We start from the raw sequence: 15150 nt of genomic DNA, 5'->3' as shown, positions 1-15150 counted from the left end.
CGGTCAGGCGTCGCTGCGCGCGTAGCAGATTTCGACGATGTGCCTCGCGAGCTCGTCGATGTCCTGCATGGTGTGGTTCGGCGAAAAGGAAATGCGAATCAGTGAGTTGAGGTGCTCGGGCGGCACGCGCATCGCCGACAGCACCCGGGACGGCTCCAGTGAATGGCTGCTGCATGCGGACCCTTGCGAAACGCAATATCCCGACGCAGCCAGATCCGCGACCATTTGCCGTGACGGCACGCCAGGAAAGGCCAGCGCCAGGATGTAGGCCGATGCGTCTGCCGCGGGGACCAACCGCTTGAAGGCGATGCGGGCCTGGGTCAATCCGTTAGTCAGGCGTTCGCCAAGCGCGCCGACGTGCGCGAGCTTGTCTGCGGACGCGCGCGTTGCCTCCCGGAGTGCGGCGCCGAGCAGGCCGATGCCGAATACATTCTCGGTGCCGGGGCGGTAAGTTTGTTCCTGGGCGCCCCCGTACATGAGCGGCGTGAGCTTGAATTGACCATTCAGGTAGAAGCAGCCGACTCCCTTGTCGGCGCCGATTTTGTGGCCGGACATGAACAGGGCGTCGACGACGTCCAGGTCGATCTGCCAGTTCAACTTGGCGAAATGCTGCACTGCGTCGCACACGACCAGGATGTCGGGATCGGCGAGTTTGACGGCGCGCGCGACTTCATTGATGGGCTGGATGGCGCCCGTTTCGTTGTTGACGGCCATCAGGCAGAGCATCGCCGTGTGCTCGTTGACCGCCGCATCGACATGCGCGCTCGTGACGACGCCGTGACGGTTCACCGGCAGTTCGCGGATGGTGTACCCCTGCTTCTTCATGGACATGACCGTCTGATACACGGCAGGATGCTCGACCGCCGACACGACGATCTCCGAACGGGTGCTTTCCTTGCGGCGCAGCGTCGACAGATATCCCTGGATCAGAAGGTTGGCGGATTCAGTGGCGCCTGACGTGAAATAGATGCGTTCGGCGCGACATCCGAGGCAGGCGGCGATCCGGTGACGGGTGTCGCTGATGATGCGGCGCGCCTGCTCACCCGCGCCGTGCGCGCTGGACGGATTGCCGGGCCCATAGCTGGACAGCGTATCGAGCCAGGCCTTGGCGGAGACCTCCATTGATGCAGCATGATCGAAGTATTTGTTCATGCTGGCGTGTCCTCCGAGTTTTTCCGTTCCACATACGGCTCCATGCGGCTGAAGACGTCCCGTAACTCCAGTGCGCTCGCAAACCGGGCCCATGACATGTCCGATCGTTTCAAGCGGGACGAGTCGAGCAGCGAGGTTTCCGGCATCCGCGAGATTTCAGGAAATACGATCTGCAGGAAGGTCCGCGACATGTCGCGGCTGACCGCATTGGCCGCGATGACGCCGCGCAGGATTTTTTCGCCGATATGCGGATCATCACGGCGCGAATAGATGCAGATGTGGTCGCTGGATTCATCGAAATTGAGCAGCAATCCACCATAGGTGGCCGGGCAGAGAATGCCGGAGCTCTTTTCGTACAGGCTGATAAAGCCGCTTCTCAGGAGACGGGTCATGGGTCTCGCGATGATGTCTTCTTCGCGATCGAAATAGCCCGGGTTTCTCCAGTCGGAATTTTCGTAATAGGCGTCTTCGTTCGCGCATTCGGTCAGAAACGGTGTGCTGACGGCCAGGCGGTCGCCGTCGAAACTCGACAGCAGCAGGCTTCCGGATTCCCGGTAAAAGACTTCGGACGACCCGCTGCGTGATGCCGCGGTCTTGAATTTCTTCAATGCTCCGGAAAAACGATTGCTGTTTCTCGTCTGCAGGGACACGGTTGTCTGATCGAATTCGTCCTGCGAAAGCCGATGCAGATATTCGGAGGGCAAAATCGCGGACCAGCGCCGTTCTGCAATGGCCGACACCAGATCCGCACGTCCCATGCTGTCGCCGAGTAGACGCGAGGTATCGGACAGGCACAGGCTGAGTGTCGCCTCGCGGCCCTCGGCCGCCAGTCGGCGGCGCAGTGCTACGCCGAGTTCAAATGTCTGCAAGGTCGACGCGCTGGGCCCTCCGCGACCGCCGAACGAGAAACCCTGGTGGTCGCGGCGCACTGAAACGTGGCCGCAGTCGATTACGACGCGCTTTCTCAGCGCGGAAATCGATTGTTCGATTTCGTCCCATCGCGATATTTCCTCGATTATCAATTCCCGTCTCTCCAGTTTTTATTGGCATTCGGACGCGTCCGCTCTCCGCTGTTCCGGAACAAGCGGGCCGCACGCTGTGATGCAGGCTTTCTCGTGTTGAGCTACTGTTTGAACTCGATGGATCCGTGCCGCCACGCTCACAGCGAGGCAGTCCAGATACTCTAGGGCGGGCGACCCCTGCCGTGAATTGGACGAGTTCGAATCTGCAGGGCTGCCGTTCGGCTGCCGCGTGCGCGTCCGCCGCTTGCCAGCCCCATTTCCGCTCCGTAAACTCGCGCCAGATTCCAGACCGGCGCATCCTCCGCAGCCGGCGATCGACAGGAGCCCTTTTCCCCATGTCCGATTCCTACTTCCCGCGCTGGCGGGTGCAATCGACCGGCGCGGCCTCGCGCGTGGTCGGCCCCGACGAGCGCCTCGCGTGGCCGCAGATGGTCGCGATGGGCGTGCAGCACGTCGTCGCGATGTTCGGCTCGACCGTGCTCGCGCCGCTGCTGATGGGCTTCGACCCGAACCTGTGCATCTTCATGTCGGGCGTCGGCACGCTGCTGTTCTTCGTGCTGGTCGGCGGCCGCGTGCCGAGCTACCTCGGCTCGAGCTTCGCGTTCATCGGCCTGGTGATCGCGGTGACCGGCTACGGCGGCAGCGGCCCGAACCCGAGCATCCCGGTCGCGCTCGGCGGGATCGTCGCGTGCGGCGTCGTGTACGTCGCGCTCGGCCTGCTGGTGCAGGCGATCGGCACGCGCTGGATCGAGACGCTGATGCCGCCCGTCGTGACCGGCGCGGTGGTCGCGGTGATCGGGCTGAACCTCGCGCCGATCGCGGTCAAGGGCGTGTCCGCATCGACCTTCGAATCGGTGATGGCGCTCGTCACCGTGCTGTGCGTCGGCGGCGTCGCGGTGTTCTCGCGCGGCATGGTGCAGCGCCTGCTGATCCTCGTCGGGCTGGTGATCGCCTACGCGATCTACGCGGTCGCGACCAACGGGATGGGGCTCGGCAAGCCGATCGATTTCTCGATCGTCGGGCAGGCGGCCTGGTTCGGGGTGCCGAGCTTTCGCGCGCCGGTGTTCGATCCGCACGCGATGCTGATGCTCGCGCCGATCGCGGTGATCCTGGTCGCGGAAAACCTCGGCCACATCAAGGCCGTCAGCGCGATGACGGGCGCGAGCCTCGATCGCTACGTGGGCCGTGCATTCATCGGCGACGGGCTCGCGACGATCGTGTCGGGCAGCGTCGGCGGCACGGGCGTGACGACCTACGCGGAGAACATCGGCGTGATGGCCGTCACGCGGATCTACTCGACGCTCGTGTTCGCGGTCGCCGCAGTGATCGCGATCGTGCTCGGCTTCTCGCCGAAGTTCGGCGCGGTGATCCAGACGATTCCGGGCCCGGTGCTCGGCGGCGTGTCGATCGTCGTGTTCGGGCTGATCGCGGTGACGGGCGCGCGGATCTGGGTCGTCAACAAGGTCGACTTCTCCGACAACCGCAACCTGATCGTCGCGGCCGTCACGCTGGTGCTCGGTGCCGGCGATTTCTCGCTGAAGATCGGCGGCTTCGGGCTCGGCGGGATCGGCACCGCGACGTTCGGCGCGATCATCCTGTACGCGATCCTGCGCAAGGAAAAGGAACCGGGCCCGGTGGTCTGAGCGTTCGGCGGGCGGTGTGCCGCCGCCCGCGTCATCTTGTGCGTCGACCGTCGACGCGCTACGCGCCGACGTTCGACTGCGTCTGCAGCCACGCGCAGAACTGCGCGACGAGCGGATCGTCCGCCGGTGCGCGCGGCGCGATCCACCAGTAGCTGCGCGTCGCGATGCGCGGCCCCTCCAGCGGCATCACCAGCCGGCCGCTCGCGAGCTCATCGTCGATCAGCGGCAACGGGCCGAGCGCGACGCCCAGGCCGTCGACGGCCGCCTGCAGCGCCAGGTAGAAGTGGTCGAACGACTGCCGCTTGCGCCCCTTCATCGCCACGCCGGCCGCCGCGAACCAGTCGCGCCAGCCTTCCGGCCGCGTATCCGAATGCAGCAGCACATGGCGCGCGAGATCGTCCGCGCGCGCGATCGGCACGCGCTTGAGCAGCGCGGGGCTGCAGACGGGAATCACGCTTTCGTCGAGGAAGTGGCCGCTCGTGCAGTTCGGCCAGTGGCCGGGGCCGCGGCGGATCGCGACGTCGAAACCGTCGAGCGTATCGAGCGGCGCATTCGACGTCGACAGCTTCAGCTCGACGTTCGGCACGTCGCGCTGGAATCGCGACAGGCGCGGCAGCAGCCATTTCATCGCGAAGGTGGGTAGCGCATTGATGCGCAGCACGCGTGCCGCGCCCGTGTTGCGCAACTGCTCGGTCGCGAGCGCGATGCTGTCGAACGCCGCGCGCACGGTGTCGAGGTAGCGGCGGCCTTCGTCGGTGAGCTTCACGCGCTTGCCGTAGCGGTGGAACACCGGCTTGCCGAGCCAGGCCTCGAACCCGGCGATCTGCCGGCTGATGGCACCGTGAGTCACATGCAGCTCGTCGCCGGCGGCGCTGAAGCTTTCATGTCGTGCCGCGGCTTCAAAGGCCCGAAGCGCGGAAAAGGGCGGGAGATCGCGTGCCATGCTTGTGATTCTAGATCACAAGGGCGCGCCGATAAAATCGTTTTGCCGGCATGCCGAACGGCGGTAACCTCGGTTCACCGTTTGATAAGGAACCCCATGCAATCCGCTTCTCCGCCGGCCGCGCCGCCGCCGGCCGCCTCGCCCCGCGGCGTCGGCCTCGCCGAGCTGTTCACCGGTTTCCTGTCGCTGGGCCTCATGTCGTTCGGCGGCGCGCTGCCGTTCGCGCGGCGCACCATCGTCGAAGAGCGCAAGTGGCTCTCCGCCGACGAATTCACCGATCTGCTCGGGCTGTGCCAGTTCCTGCCGGGCGGCAACGTGATCAACCTGTCGGTGGCCGTCGGCATGCGCTTTCGCGGCGTCGCCGGCGCGTTCGCCGGCATTCTCGGGCTGATCGCGGGCCCGACGCTCGTCGTCGTCGCGCTCGGCGTGCTGTACGCGAAGACGCAGAACGATCCGCGCGTGCAGCACCTGTTCGCGGGGCTGGCCGCGGCGGCGGCCGGGCTGCTCGTCGCGATGGCCGTGAAGGTCTTGAAGCCGCTGCGGCATGCACGTGCGGCAGCCGGCATCGCGGTGCTCGCGTTCGTCGCGATCGCGGTGCTGCGCATTCCGCTGTTGACCACGATGCTCGTGCTGACGCCCGTCAGCGTGTGGTTCGCGTCTCGCCGCCGCGACGCGGGCACGCCGCAGCCGGCGCCGGCCGCGGCGCGCGACGCGCGGCGAGGAGGCCGGCCATGACCGACACGCTGATCGCCATCGCGACGATCTTCAGCCAGTTGTCGCTGCTTGCGTTCGGCGGCGGCAACACGATCCTGCCGGAGATGCAGCGGCAGGTCGTCGACGTCCATCACTGGATGAGCGCGCACGAGTTCACCGCGCTGTTCGCGCTGGCCCAGGCGGCGCCCGGGCCGAACATGATGATCGTGTCGCTGGTGGGCTGGCACGTGGCCGGCTGGAGCGGGCTGCTGGTCGCGTCGCTCGCGAAGTTCGGGCCGTCGTCGATCGTCACCGTGCTCGCGCTGCACGCGTGGGAGCGCTTTCGCGACCGGCCGTGGCGCCGCTACGTGCAGCAGGGGATGATGCCGGTCACCGCCGGGCTCGTCGCGGCGAGCGCGGTGCTGATCTCCGAGGCGTCGAACCGCACCGCGATCCAGTGGGGCATCACGGCCGCGTGCGCGGTGCTCGCGTGGCGCACGCGCATTCATCCGCTGTGGCTGCTCGCGGGCGGCGCGCTGATCGGGCTCACGGGCATCGGGCAATGACCGGCGCACTTTGACCGCCCGTGCGCCATACTGGCGCGAATCTTCACGGGAGGCTCGATGGATCTCGACGGCGCCAGCCGCAATCTCACTGTCGCCGCGTTGCTGACGCTGTCCGGCGGCTACCTCGACGCGTACACGTATGTCGGCCACGGCCACGTGTTCGCGAACACGATGACCGGCAACGTCGCGCTGCTCGGCATCAACCTGTCGGCCGGCGATTGGGCCGCCGCGCTGCATCACGTGCCGCCGCTCGTCGGCTTCACGCTCGCGGTGTTCGTCGCGCACCTGCTCGGGCTTGCCGCGCAGCGCGGCTGGATGAAGCACACGGCGTTCGCGAGCCTGCTCGTCGAGATCGCTTTTCTCGGCGTCGCCGCGAGCGGCCTCGTCGGCGCGTCGAGCGCGTGGCTGATTCCGGGCATTTCGTTCGTCGCGACGCTGCAGACGCTGTCGTTCACCCATCTCGAGGAACTGTCGTACACGTCGGTGATGACCACCGGCAACCTGCGGCGCGCCGCGCAGAAGCTGTTCGTCGGGCTGATCCCGCGCTACGACGCGGGGGCGCTGCACGACTCGGCGCTGCTCGCGACGATCAGCTTCTGCTTCCTGGCCGGCGCGGTGGTCGGCGGCCTCGTCACGCGGCTCGCGCCGGAGGTCGCGCTGTGGGGCGCCGTGCTGCTGCTCGTCGGCGCGTTCGCGGAGATCGTGCGGCGCGCGTGGCGCCGCGCGGGGAACGGCGGTGCGGGCGGCGAGGGCGGTAACGACGACGCGGGCGACAGCAGCGACGGGGCGACGCAAACGGCCTGACGGCGGGCGGTAACCCGCAACCCGCAACCCGCAACCCGCAACCCGCAACCCGCTGCACCGATCGCGCCGACCATTTCGCCACTATCGGCGTGACCACCGCACCATCGCCGAACCTTGCCGAACCTTGCCGCGCCGCGCCGCGCCGCGCCGCGCCGCGCCGCGCGGGCGGGCCCGCCGCGCGAACCGTTGTTCCCGGACGACAATCGCGCGATTGCCGCGCATTTCAATTTCTTTCAGCGATTGCACTCGTCATATGATTCAGCCCACATCGCGCGCGCCAAGAACGTGAGCGATCGCCACCCGGTTGCGCACGCGGCCGGCCATGAATGGAGACACCTACAAAAGGGAAAGCTCATGAAGCAGACCACCCGACTCGCAGCCATCGCAGGGGGCGCCGCGCTCGCATTTGCCAGCCAGTACGCGGCCGCACAAAGCTCGGTCACGCTCTGGGGCGTCGCCGACGCCAGCATCCGTTACCTGACCAACGCCAACGCCAAGAACGACGGCCTGCTGTCGATGACCAACGGCGCGATCACGAACAGCCGCTTCGGCATCTACGGCACGGAAGACCTCGGCGGCGGCCTGAAGGCCGTGTTCAACCTCGAGAGCGGCGTGAACCTGCAGAACGGCGCGTTCGCCGACAGCGGCCGCCTGTTCAACCGCGCAGCGTACGTCGGCCTGCAGAGCCCGTACGGCACGGTGACCCTCGGCCGCCAGAAGACGCCGCTGTTCGACCTGCTGTCGGATACCTACGATCCGCTGACGGTCGGCAACTACCTCGAAAACGCATGGCTGCCGGTCGCACTCGGCGGCGGCCTGTATGCGGACAACCAGATCAAGTACACGGGCAAGTTCGACGGCCTGACCGCGAAGGCGATGTACTCGACCGGCACCAACTACGAATCGACCGGCGCGGGCGGCTTCTCGGGCCAGATCCCGGGTTCGCTCGGCAAGGGCAATGCGTGGGGCGTGTCGCTGTCGTACGTGATGGGCCCGCTCAGCATCGCGGCCGGCGCGCAGCAGAACAGCGACAACTCGGCGCGCAAGCAGACGATCTACCACGCGAACGTCGTGTATGCGTTCAGCAAGGCGAAGATCTACGCGGGCTACCTGCGCTCGAAGGACGACACGGGCTTCGTCGACAGCCTGCTCGCACAGCAGACGATTCCGGTCGCGAAGGGCACCGGCCGGATCGACGACGGCCCGTTCGCGGGCGTGAGCTGGCAGGTCAGCGCGCCGCTGACGCTGACGGGCGCGTTCTACTACGACCACATGCGCAACGCGATGACCACCAATGGCACGCTCGCGAGCGGCAACCGCTACGCGATCGTCGGCATCGCCGAGTACGCGCTCAGCAAGCGCACGGAAGTCTACGGCACCGTCGACTTCAACAAGACGAACGGCGCGGCGAACGTCGAGCTGCCGGGTCGCAGCAACCAGACCGGCATCGCGATCGGCCTGCGCAATATCTTCTGACGAACGTCGGAACGCATCGGCCGGCAGTCGTCCGGCCTGCATCGAAGGGGCGCCGCGAGGCGCCTCTTTTTTTTCGTCATGCGAGCTTCATACGCGCGCACGACTATTCGGCGAATGCTTCATCACGAGACCCCCGCGCCGTAAGGGTTTCGTCGGCAATCCAGAACATACTTTTACAGTGCGCGCGCAGGCTTTCCGCTACGCTGCGTGCATCGCCCGTTGCGTGCCGCCTGGCGCGCGCGTGCGTCGTTCCGGTTGCGCTCGGCGAGTGCGGCCGGCCTGGTGCGTAACTTGTGTATCCGGTGATGACAATCGCGGTCCGCCGGTTTTTTTCGTGGGACGATGCGCTCACGATTTTCTTGAAAGGGGATGACGATGGGTATCCTGAACACCGTGGGTGAAATCGCTGGCGCGGTCGCGGCTGTCGAAGGCGCGGAAAAGCTGGATCCGGATGCGGGCCTGCTGACCAAGGCGGCCGCCGCCGTCGCCGGCTTCAAGGGTGCGGAAGCGATCGAAGGCATGCTCGAGAAGAAAAAGGAAGACCAGCCCGAACAGGCTGCAGACGACACGCAGGCGACGGACGGCAGCGACACGTCGCAGGCATGAGCATGGCGGCTGGTCCGTCCGTGGGCGCGCCCTTCGCGCGCCCGGGCGGACCGGTGCCGCGCAGCCGGCAGGTCGGGCATGCGGTCGATCGGTGACGCATGACACACCCGGCAGCTGGTTTGACCGGCGAGAGGCAACGTCTCTCGCCGTTTTTTATGGGGCGCGCGCCGGGCTGCACCGTGCGCCGCAAGCATCCCGGATTCTTGCTATCGTGCCGTCATCCGAACTGCGATGAGGGAATGCGATGGATTTCGACTACGACCTGTTCGTCATCGGCGCCGGCTCGGGCGGCGTGCGGCTCGCACGCATGTCCGCGTCATACGGCGCGCGTGTCGGCATAGCGGAAGAAGAGCAGATCGGCGGCACCTGCGTGCTGCGCGGCTGCATTCCGAAGAAGCTGCTCGTCTACGCATCGCACTACCCGCATGAAGTCGAGGACGCGAAGGGCTTCGGCTGGCGCTTCGGCGCCGGCACGCTCGACTGGCCCGCGCTGATCGCCGCGAAGGATCGCGAGATCAACCGGCTCAGCGACATCTACATCAACCTGCTGCGGCAATCGGGCGTCGAGATGCACGTGGGGCGCGCGACGCTCGTCGATGCGCATACGGTCGCGATCGGCGAACGCACGATCCGCGCGCGCCACATCGCGATCGCGACCGGCTCGCGCCCGTCGATGCCGGCGCGGCCCGGCATCGAGCATGCGATCACGTCGCGCGAGGCGCTGTCGCTTGCCGCGTGCCCCAGGCGCATCGCGGTGGTCGGCGGCGGCTATATCGCGGTCGAGTTCGCGGGCATCTTCAACGGCTTCGGCAGCCACGTCGACCTGTTCTATCGCGGCGAGAAGATCCTGCGCGGCTTCGACGACGACGTGCGCCAGTTCCTGACCGACGAGATGACGAAACAGGGCGTCACGATCCATGCACGCTCGGTGATCGAGTCGATCGAGCGCGCGGACGACGGCACGTTGAGCGTGCGCGTCGGCGCTGCGCGGCACGGGCCGTACGACCAGGTGCTGTATGCGACCGGCCGCGTGCCGAACGTCGACGGCCTCGGGCTCGAGGAAGCGGGCGTAATGCTCGACGCGCGTGGCGCGATCGCCGTCGATGCGTATTCGGCGACGTCGGTGCCGTCGATCCACGCGATCGGCGACGTCACGTCGCGACCGCAGCTCACGCCGGTCGCGACGCGCGACGGCGGGTTGCTCGCCCGCACGCTGTTCGGCGGGGCGCGCGTCGCGGCCGATCACGAATGGGTGCCGTCGGCGGTGTTCAGCCAGCCCGAGGTCGCGACGGTCGGGCTCACCGAGGCGACCGCGCGCGACCTGTACGACGGCGACGTCGATATCTACCGCACGTCGTTCAAGGCGCTGCGTCACACGCTGTCGGGCCGAGACGAGCGCACGCTGATGAAGCTGGTCGTCGCGCGCGACAGCCAGCGTGTGGTCGGCGCGCACATGGTCGGCCGCGATGCGGGCGAGATCATCCAGGGCATCGCGATCGCGATTCGCGCGGGTGCGACGAAGGCGCAGTTCGACGACACGATCGGCATTCACCCGACCGCGGCCGAGGAGTTCGTGACGATGCGGCAGAAGGTGGCGGATTAGCGGGGGCGCGTCGGCGCACGGCGGCAACGGAACGGCTGCGCTTCGACGCGGCCGTTTCTCGTTGATGTGACCCGGTCAATGCACGCCGAACGCGTCGAGCAGCCGGTACCAGCTCATCGCGAGCACCAGCGCCGGCGTGCGCAATGCCTCGCCGCCGGGGAAGTCGCGATGGCGGATCTTGTCGAACAGGTCGAAGCGGCTCGCCTGCCCGTTGATCGCCTCGGCGATCAGCTTGCCCGCGAGCGCGGTCGTGTTCACGCCGTGCCCCGAGAACCCCTGCGCGAAATACATCGTCGGCGCGATGCGGCCGAAGTGCGGCGCGCGGTTCATCGTGATGTCGACGAAGCCGCCCCACGCGTAGTCGACCTTCACGTCCGCCAACTGCGGGAACGTCTTCAGCATGTCCGCGCGCATCGCCGCCGCGAGATCGCGCGGCTCCCGCGTCGAATAGCTGACCTTGCCGCCCCACACGAGCCGCGTGTCGGGCGCCGGCCGGAAATAGTCGAGCACGAAGCGGCTGTCGCAGATCGCCGCGCGCGCGGGCATCAGCGCGGCGGCGCGCGCGTCGCCGAGCGGCTCGGTTGCGATCACGTAGGTGCCGACCGGCATGATCTTCTTCGACAGCGCGGGCGCGAGCGTGCCGACGAAGGTGTTGCACGCGAGCACGACGAAGCGCGCGCGCACGTTGCCGCCGCTCGTCTCGACGACATGCCCGCCCGCGACGTCGCGCACGCGGGTCACGCAGCTGTCCTCGTGGATGCGCACGCCCGCGTCGGTCGCCGCGCGGGCGAGGCCGAGCGTGTAGTTGAGCGGATGCAGGTGGCCGCTGTCCGGGTCGTACAGGCCGCCGCAATAGCGCTCGGACTGCACGTAGTCGCCGAGTTCGTCGGCTTCGACGAAGTGGAAGCGGTCGTAGCCGAAGCGCTTCGCGGCTTCGTCGCGCCAGCGCTTCAGGCCGTCGGCGTCGCGCTCGGTGTTCGCGGCGGTCAGGTAGCCGGGCACCAGCGCGCAGTCGATGTCGTGCTGCGCGATGCGCGACTTCACGAGCGACAGTGTTTCGAGCCCCATGTCCCAGATGCGCTTCACGTCGCCTTCCGGCATGAATTGCCCGAACGTGTCGATGTCGCACGCGAACCCGCCGATCAGTTGGCCGCCGTTGCGGCCGCTCGCCGCCCATCCGACCCGCGACGCTTCGAGCACGGCTACCGAATGGCCGCGCTCGGCGAGGTTGAGCGCGGCGGACAGGCCCGTGAGGCCCGCGCCGATCACGCACACGTCGGCATCGATCGTGCCGGCGAGCGGCGCGTGGCGGGTCGTATCGTTGGCGGTCGCCGCGTAGTAGGACGCGACGTGCGGCTGGTTGGCGAATGTCTGCATGGTCAGGATAACGGAGGAGTTTGGCTCAGAATAGCTCGCGCACGCGGTGGTACAGCATCCCGAGTTCGAGCGCGGGTTGCCGCCACGCGTCGCCACCGGGGAAGCGCCGGTGACGCATGCGCGCGAACAGGTCGAACGCACGCGTGTCGCCCGCGATCGCGCCGGCGACCGCGCGCCCGGCGATGCCGGTGAGCGCGACGCCGTGGCCGCTGAAGCCCTGGACGTAGAAGAAGTTCGGATCGAGCGCGCCGAAATCCGGCGCGCGGTTGCGCGTGACGTCGACGAAGCCGCCCCACGCATGGTCGACGCGCACGTCGCCGAGCTGCGGGAACACGCCGGCCATGCGGCGCCGGATCGTTTCGGCGAGCGTGGCGGGCGACGCGCCGGCCGAATTCGCGCGGCCGCCGAACAGCATCCGGTGGTCGGCCGACAGCCGGAAATAGTCGAGGAAGAAGTTGTTGTCGCACACGGCTTCGCGCTGGGCGATCAGCGCATCGGCGCGCGCCTGGCCGAGCGGCTCGGTCGCGATGATGTATGACGCGATCGGTGCGATGCGGGCGGCCGTCGCGGCCGGCAGCACGCCGCCGGGGCCCGCGTTGCAGCACGACACGACGAAGCGGCAGCGCACGTCGCCCGACGGCGTGCGCACGACGGGCCGCTCGCCGCGCACGACGTCGAGCGCGGGCGTATGCGCGTACAGCGCGACGCCTTCGCGGCGCGCGGCATCGGCCAGGCCGAGGCAGTACTTGAGCGGATGCAGGTGGCCCGACAGCGGATCGTAGACGCCTGCGAGATAGCGCGTCGATGCGATGCGCGCGCGGATCTCGCCGGTGTCGAGCCACGACAGCGACGGATGGCCCCAGCGCTGCGTTGCGGCGTCCATCCACCCGTGCAGGTCGTCGATGCGGCGCGGTTTCGTCGCGACCGTCAGATAGCCGCGCGTGAAGTCGCAGTCGATCCCGTAGCGCGCGATCCGCTCGGCGATCAGCGCGACGCCGTCGAGCGACAGCGACCACGCGGCGCGCGCGCCGTCGGCGCCGAGCTGCCGCTCGATCTCCTCGTCCTTCGCGAAGCCGGTGATCGCCTGGCCGCCGTTGCGGCCCGACGCACCCCAGCCGGGCCGGTGCGCGTCGATCACCGCGACGGACAGCCCGCGCGCGCGGCAGTCGAGCGCCGTCGACAGGCCCGCGAAGCCGGCGCCGATCACACAGACGTCGACGTCGATCGTCCCGTCGAGCACGGGGTCGTCCACGGCGGGGCGCACGGCCGTCGCTTCGTAGTACGAGTCGCGCGCGAGCGCATCGGCGCGGCGGGTGAAAGACTGCGTCATGAATCCGGCTCCCTCGTTGCAGCCGGCGGCGGTGCATCGCGCACCGTCATCCGGCCGGTAAAAACGGCGCGGGACGCCGTGCGTGCGGCACGGCGTCCCGCGCGGGCTGCGTCAGAACGAATAGATGAACTGCGTCGCGAGCAGATCGTTGGACTTGCCGTACGATCCGTCGTTGCGCAGGAACACCTTGTTGTTCGCCCAGTCGTGGCGGTATTCGACCTTCACGGTGATCTGCTGGGTCGGATAGAACAGCAGGTCGAGCGCGACATCCTGGCGCACCGCGCCCTTGCATTCGAAGCCCAGGCCGCCGCCGGCCTTCGACTGCGCGAGGCAGTCCGCGTCGACACCGAAGCCGTTGCTCGGATCCATCCCGTTGCCGTTCAGCGCGATACCGCCGCCGCCACCGCCGTTCTTCGAGTTCGCGAGCAGGTCGTAGCGCAGCGTCACGCCCATCCGGCCGACCACCGGCGCGTTGAACTTGCGATGCGCGAGCAGCGACAGGCCGTACCACTGCGCGAGGCCGCCGTTGAACGCCGCATGCTGCTGACGGCCGTAGTCGACTTCCGCGTTGTATTGAATATCGGCGAGCGTGTAGGTCGCGTCGAGTTCACCGAAGAAGAACGAACCGTAGCCGCTCGGTGCCGCTCCGCCCGGGCCGTAGTGGACCGCGCCGGTGGTTGGGTCGATCGCGCTCGCGAGCGTCTGGCGGCCGATGTTGAACGAACCGCCGAGATCGAGCGCGCTCGACCACGTGTAGTCCGCGCGTGCGGTGAAGGTCGGCACCTTGTTGCTGGTGGTGATCGGATCGCCGAGCGCGTTGGTGCCCGTCGTCGTGACCGAACCGTACGTGCGGTACTGCTCGTTGCCGAGGAAGAACTTCCACGCCCAGTTGCCCTTCGTGTAGTTCGCGCCGATCCCGACGTAGCTGCCCGGATCCGAGAAATCGTACAGCAGGTTGTGCGTGAGCGTGAGCATCTGGTTCGACTGCTGCACCTCGTAGCCGCCGAAGCTCGGGATCAGGCCGGCGACCAGCGTCGTTTCGGCGGTGATCGGCACGTTGATGACCGCGGTGTTCAGCAGGTTGTCGGTGATCGAGCCGCGCGAATTCTGCAGCAGCGTGATGCCGTTGCCGCGGTTCGGCATCAGCGTGATTTCCGCCGACGGCGCCATCGGGCCGACGCCGAACGTCTTCTTGATGTCGAGGTAGAGATCGCCGAACGTGCTGTTGAAGTAGTTGTACGCGTTCTCGTGGTTCGCGAACAGGAACGACGACGTGCCGGCCGCGCGGTTGTAGATGTAGGTCGGATCGATGTAGCCGGTGACCGACAGGCCTGCGAGCGGGCCCGTGTTGGCCGCGTCCGTCAGCGAGTCGACCTTCAGCTGCTGGTTCGCGATCTGCTGCTTCATTTCGCCGACCTCGTCGTTGGTCAGCGTCGCCTGCGCCTTGCCGTAGTCCGGCGAGCCCGGGTCGATGGCCACGGCGGCCGGCGCGGCGCCAGCCCCTGCCTTCGTGCCGGCCTGTGCGGTCGCGGGGCCGCCCTTCGCCGACAGTTGCGCCTGCATCGCCTTCATCTGTTTCTGCAGCGCCGCGACCTGCGCCTGCAGCGCCTTGATCTCGGCGGATGTCGAGTCGGCCAGCGCGATGCCCGGTAACGCGCCGGCCACCAGCAGGCAGATCAGTTTCTTCTTCATTGCGGATTCTCCTTGTCGTGCGCCTGTCAAATCGGAATCGAATCGCGCGCCCCCCCTGGGGCGGCGTGTGTTGCTTGTCTGCAGTGCTTGTTATCTTTGAAGCCGGAAGCGGGGCGTCACGCCACCGCGAACGCCGCCTTCATGTCGGCGATGCGGCGCCGCTCGCGCGCGATCATCATCCGGTTCACGACGATCACACCGATCGTCACCGCCGTGATGAACAGCGTCGCCAGCGCGTTCATC

Annotated in this window: 13 protein-coding genes and 1 pseudogene; 7 read left to right on the top strand and 7 right to left on the bottom strand. The window is 67.6% G+C overall.

Features of this window, described 5'->3' with window-relative positions:
* Positions 1-3 precede the first annotated feature (3 nt).
* Both LGM56_RS34420 and LGM56_RS34415 read right to left on the bottom strand, forming a co-directional pair.
* Entirely contained in the window at positions 4-1152 is a 1149-nt protein-coding gene (locus tag LGM56_RS34420; protein ID WP_226208011.1) for a cysteine desulfurase family protein, read from the bottom strand.
* Entirely contained in the window at positions 1149-2174 is a 1026-nt protein-coding gene (locus tag LGM56_RS34415) for a hypothetical protein (RefSeq protein ID WP_226208010.1), read from the bottom strand. Before LGM56_RS34415 ends, LGM56_RS34420 begins: the two co-directional genes overlap by 4 nt.
* Before the next feature lie 335 nt (positions 2175-2509).
* Here LGM56_RS34415 and LGM56_RS34410 point away from each other — a divergent pair, with 335 nt between their 5' ends.
* A complete protein-coding gene (locus LGM56_RS34410; RefSeq protein WP_226208009.1) occupies positions 2510-3817 on the top strand; it encodes a solute carrier family 23 protein in 1308 nt (435 codons plus the stop codon).
* Positions 3818-3875: 58 nt separating this feature from the next.
* Here LGM56_RS34410 and LGM56_RS34405 read toward each other — a convergent pair whose 3' ends face one another.
* Positions 3876-4760 carry a transcriptional regulator GcvA gene (locus LGM56_RS34405; protein WP_089457063.1) on the bottom strand — a complete coding sequence of 295 codons (885 nt, stop codon included), beginning with the start codon at positions 4758-4760 and terminating at the stop codon, positions 3876-3878.
* Between the two features lie 96 nt (positions 4761-4856).
* Here LGM56_RS34405 and LGM56_RS34400 point away from each other — a divergent pair, with 96 nt between their 5' ends.
* From LGM56_RS34400 to gor, 6 genes are all read left to right on the top strand, one after another.
* A complete protein-coding gene (locus LGM56_RS34400) occupies positions 4857-5495 on the top strand; it encodes a chromate transporter (protein WP_226208008.1) in 639 nt (212 codons plus the stop codon).
* A complete protein-coding gene (locus tag LGM56_RS34395; RefSeq protein ID WP_089495784.1) occupies positions 5492-6019 on the top strand; it encodes a chromate transporter in 528 nt (175 codons plus the stop codon). The genes LGM56_RS34400 and LGM56_RS34395 overlap by 4 nt, the downstream gene beginning before the upstream one ends.
* A 57-nt stretch (positions 6020-6076) precedes the next feature.
* Positions 6077-6823, top strand: a complete 747-nt coding sequence (locus LGM56_RS34390) for a YoaK family protein (RefSeq protein ID WP_226208007.1) — start codon at positions 6077-6079, stop codon at positions 6821-6823.
* 354 nt (positions 6824-7177) lie between these two features.
* Entirely contained in the window at positions 7178-8299 is a 1122-nt protein-coding gene (locus LGM56_RS34385; RefSeq protein WP_034190325.1) for a porin, read from the top strand.
* Between the two features lie 375 nt (positions 8300-8674).
* The gene (locus LGM56_RS34380) at positions 8675-8905 is read left to right on the top strand and encodes a hypothetical protein (protein WP_069249385.1); all 231 of its coding nucleotides are present in this window, start codon (positions 8675-8677) and stop codon (positions 8903-8905) included.
* Positions 8906-9149: 244 nt separating this feature from the next.
* Positions 9150-10508 (top strand): glutathione-disulfide reductase, encoded by a 1359-nt coding sequence (gene gor, locus LGM56_RS34375; protein ID WP_226208006.1) that lies wholly within the window; start codon positions 9150-9152, stop codon positions 10506-10508.
* 75 nt (positions 10509-10583) lie between these two features.
* Here gor and LGM56_RS34370 read toward each other — a convergent pair whose 3' ends face one another.
* From LGM56_RS34370 to LGM56_RS34355, 4 genes and pseudogenes are all read right to left on the bottom strand, one after another.
* Positions 10584-11885 (bottom strand): NAD(P)/FAD-dependent oxidoreductase, encoded by a 1302-nt coding sequence (locus LGM56_RS34370; protein ID WP_175236866.1) that lies wholly within the window; start codon positions 11883-11885, stop codon positions 10584-10586.
* 25 nt (positions 11886-11910) lie between these two features.
* A complete protein-coding gene (locus LGM56_RS34365) occupies positions 11911-13215 on the bottom strand; it encodes an NAD(P)/FAD-dependent oxidoreductase (protein WP_226208005.1) in 1305 nt (434 codons plus the stop codon).
* A 111-nt stretch (positions 13216-13326) separates the two neighbouring features.
* Positions 13327-14907: a DUF3138 family protein gene (locus LGM56_RS34360; RefSeq protein WP_226208004.1), complete on the bottom strand. Its 1581-nt coding sequence runs from the start codon at positions 14905-14907 to the stop codon at positions 13327-13329.
* A gap of 116 nt (positions 14908-15023) precedes the next feature.
* A pseudogene (locus LGM56_RS34355) lies at positions 15024-15150 on the bottom strand (putrescine ABC transporter permease PotI); the annotation flags it as partial.

Origin of the sequence: Burkholderia sp. AU38729 (assembly GCF_020419725.1) — a bacterium.
Lineage (GTDB): Bacteria > Pseudomonadota > Gammaproteobacteria > Burkholderiales > Burkholderiaceae > Burkholderia.
This window is presented reverse-complemented; position numbering and strand designations above follow the sequence as displayed.

Excerpts from the sequence above, each read along its gene's own strand:
- LGM56_RS34420 (WP_226208011.1), bottom strand. The coding sequence starts at position 1,152 with ATGAACAAATACTTCGATCATGCTGCATCAATGGAGGTCTCCGCCAAG.
- LGM56_RS34395 (WP_089495784.1), top strand. The coding sequence starts at position 5,492 with ATGACCGACACGCTGATCGCCATCGCGACGATCTTCAGCCAGTTGTCG.
- LGM56_RS34380 (WP_069249385.1), top strand. The coding sequence starts at position 8,675 with ATGGGTATCCTGAACACCGTGGGTGAAATCGCTGGCGCGGTCGCGGCT.
- LGM56_RS34365 (WP_226208005.1), bottom strand. The coding sequence starts at position 13,215 with ATGACGCAGTCTTTCACCCGCCGCGCCGATGCGCTCGCGCGCGACTCG.
- LGM56_RS34400 (WP_226208008.1), top strand. The coding sequence starts at position 4,857 with ATGCAATCCGCTTCTCCGCCGGCCGCGCCGCCGCCGGCCGCCTCGCCC.
- LGM56_RS34390 (WP_226208007.1), top strand. The coding sequence starts at position 6,077 with ATGGATCTCGACGGCGCCAGCCGCAATCTCACTGTCGCCGCGTTGCTG.
- gor (WP_226208006.1), top strand. The coding sequence starts at position 9,150 with ATGGATTTCGACTACGACCTGTTCGTCATCGGCGCCGGCTCGGGCGGC.
- LGM56_RS34410 (WP_226208009.1), top strand. The coding sequence starts at position 2,510 with ATGTCCGATTCCTACTTCCCGCGCTGGCGGGTGCAATCGACCGGCGCG.
- LGM56_RS34385 (WP_034190325.1), top strand. The coding sequence starts at position 7,178 with ATGAAGCAGACCACCCGACTCGCAGCCATCGCAGGGGGCGCCGCGCTC.
- LGM56_RS34405 (WP_089457063.1), bottom strand. The coding sequence starts at position 4,760 with ATGGCACGCGATCTCCCGCCCTTTTCCGCGCTTCGGGCCTTTGAAGCC.
- LGM56_RS34370 (WP_175236866.1), bottom strand. The coding sequence starts at position 11,885 with ATGCAGACATTCGCCAACCAGCCGCACGTCGCGTCCTACTACGCGGCG.
- LGM56_RS34360 (WP_226208004.1), bottom strand. The coding sequence starts at position 14,907 with ATGAAGAAGAAACTGATCTGCCTGCTGGTGGCCGGCGCGTTACCGGGC.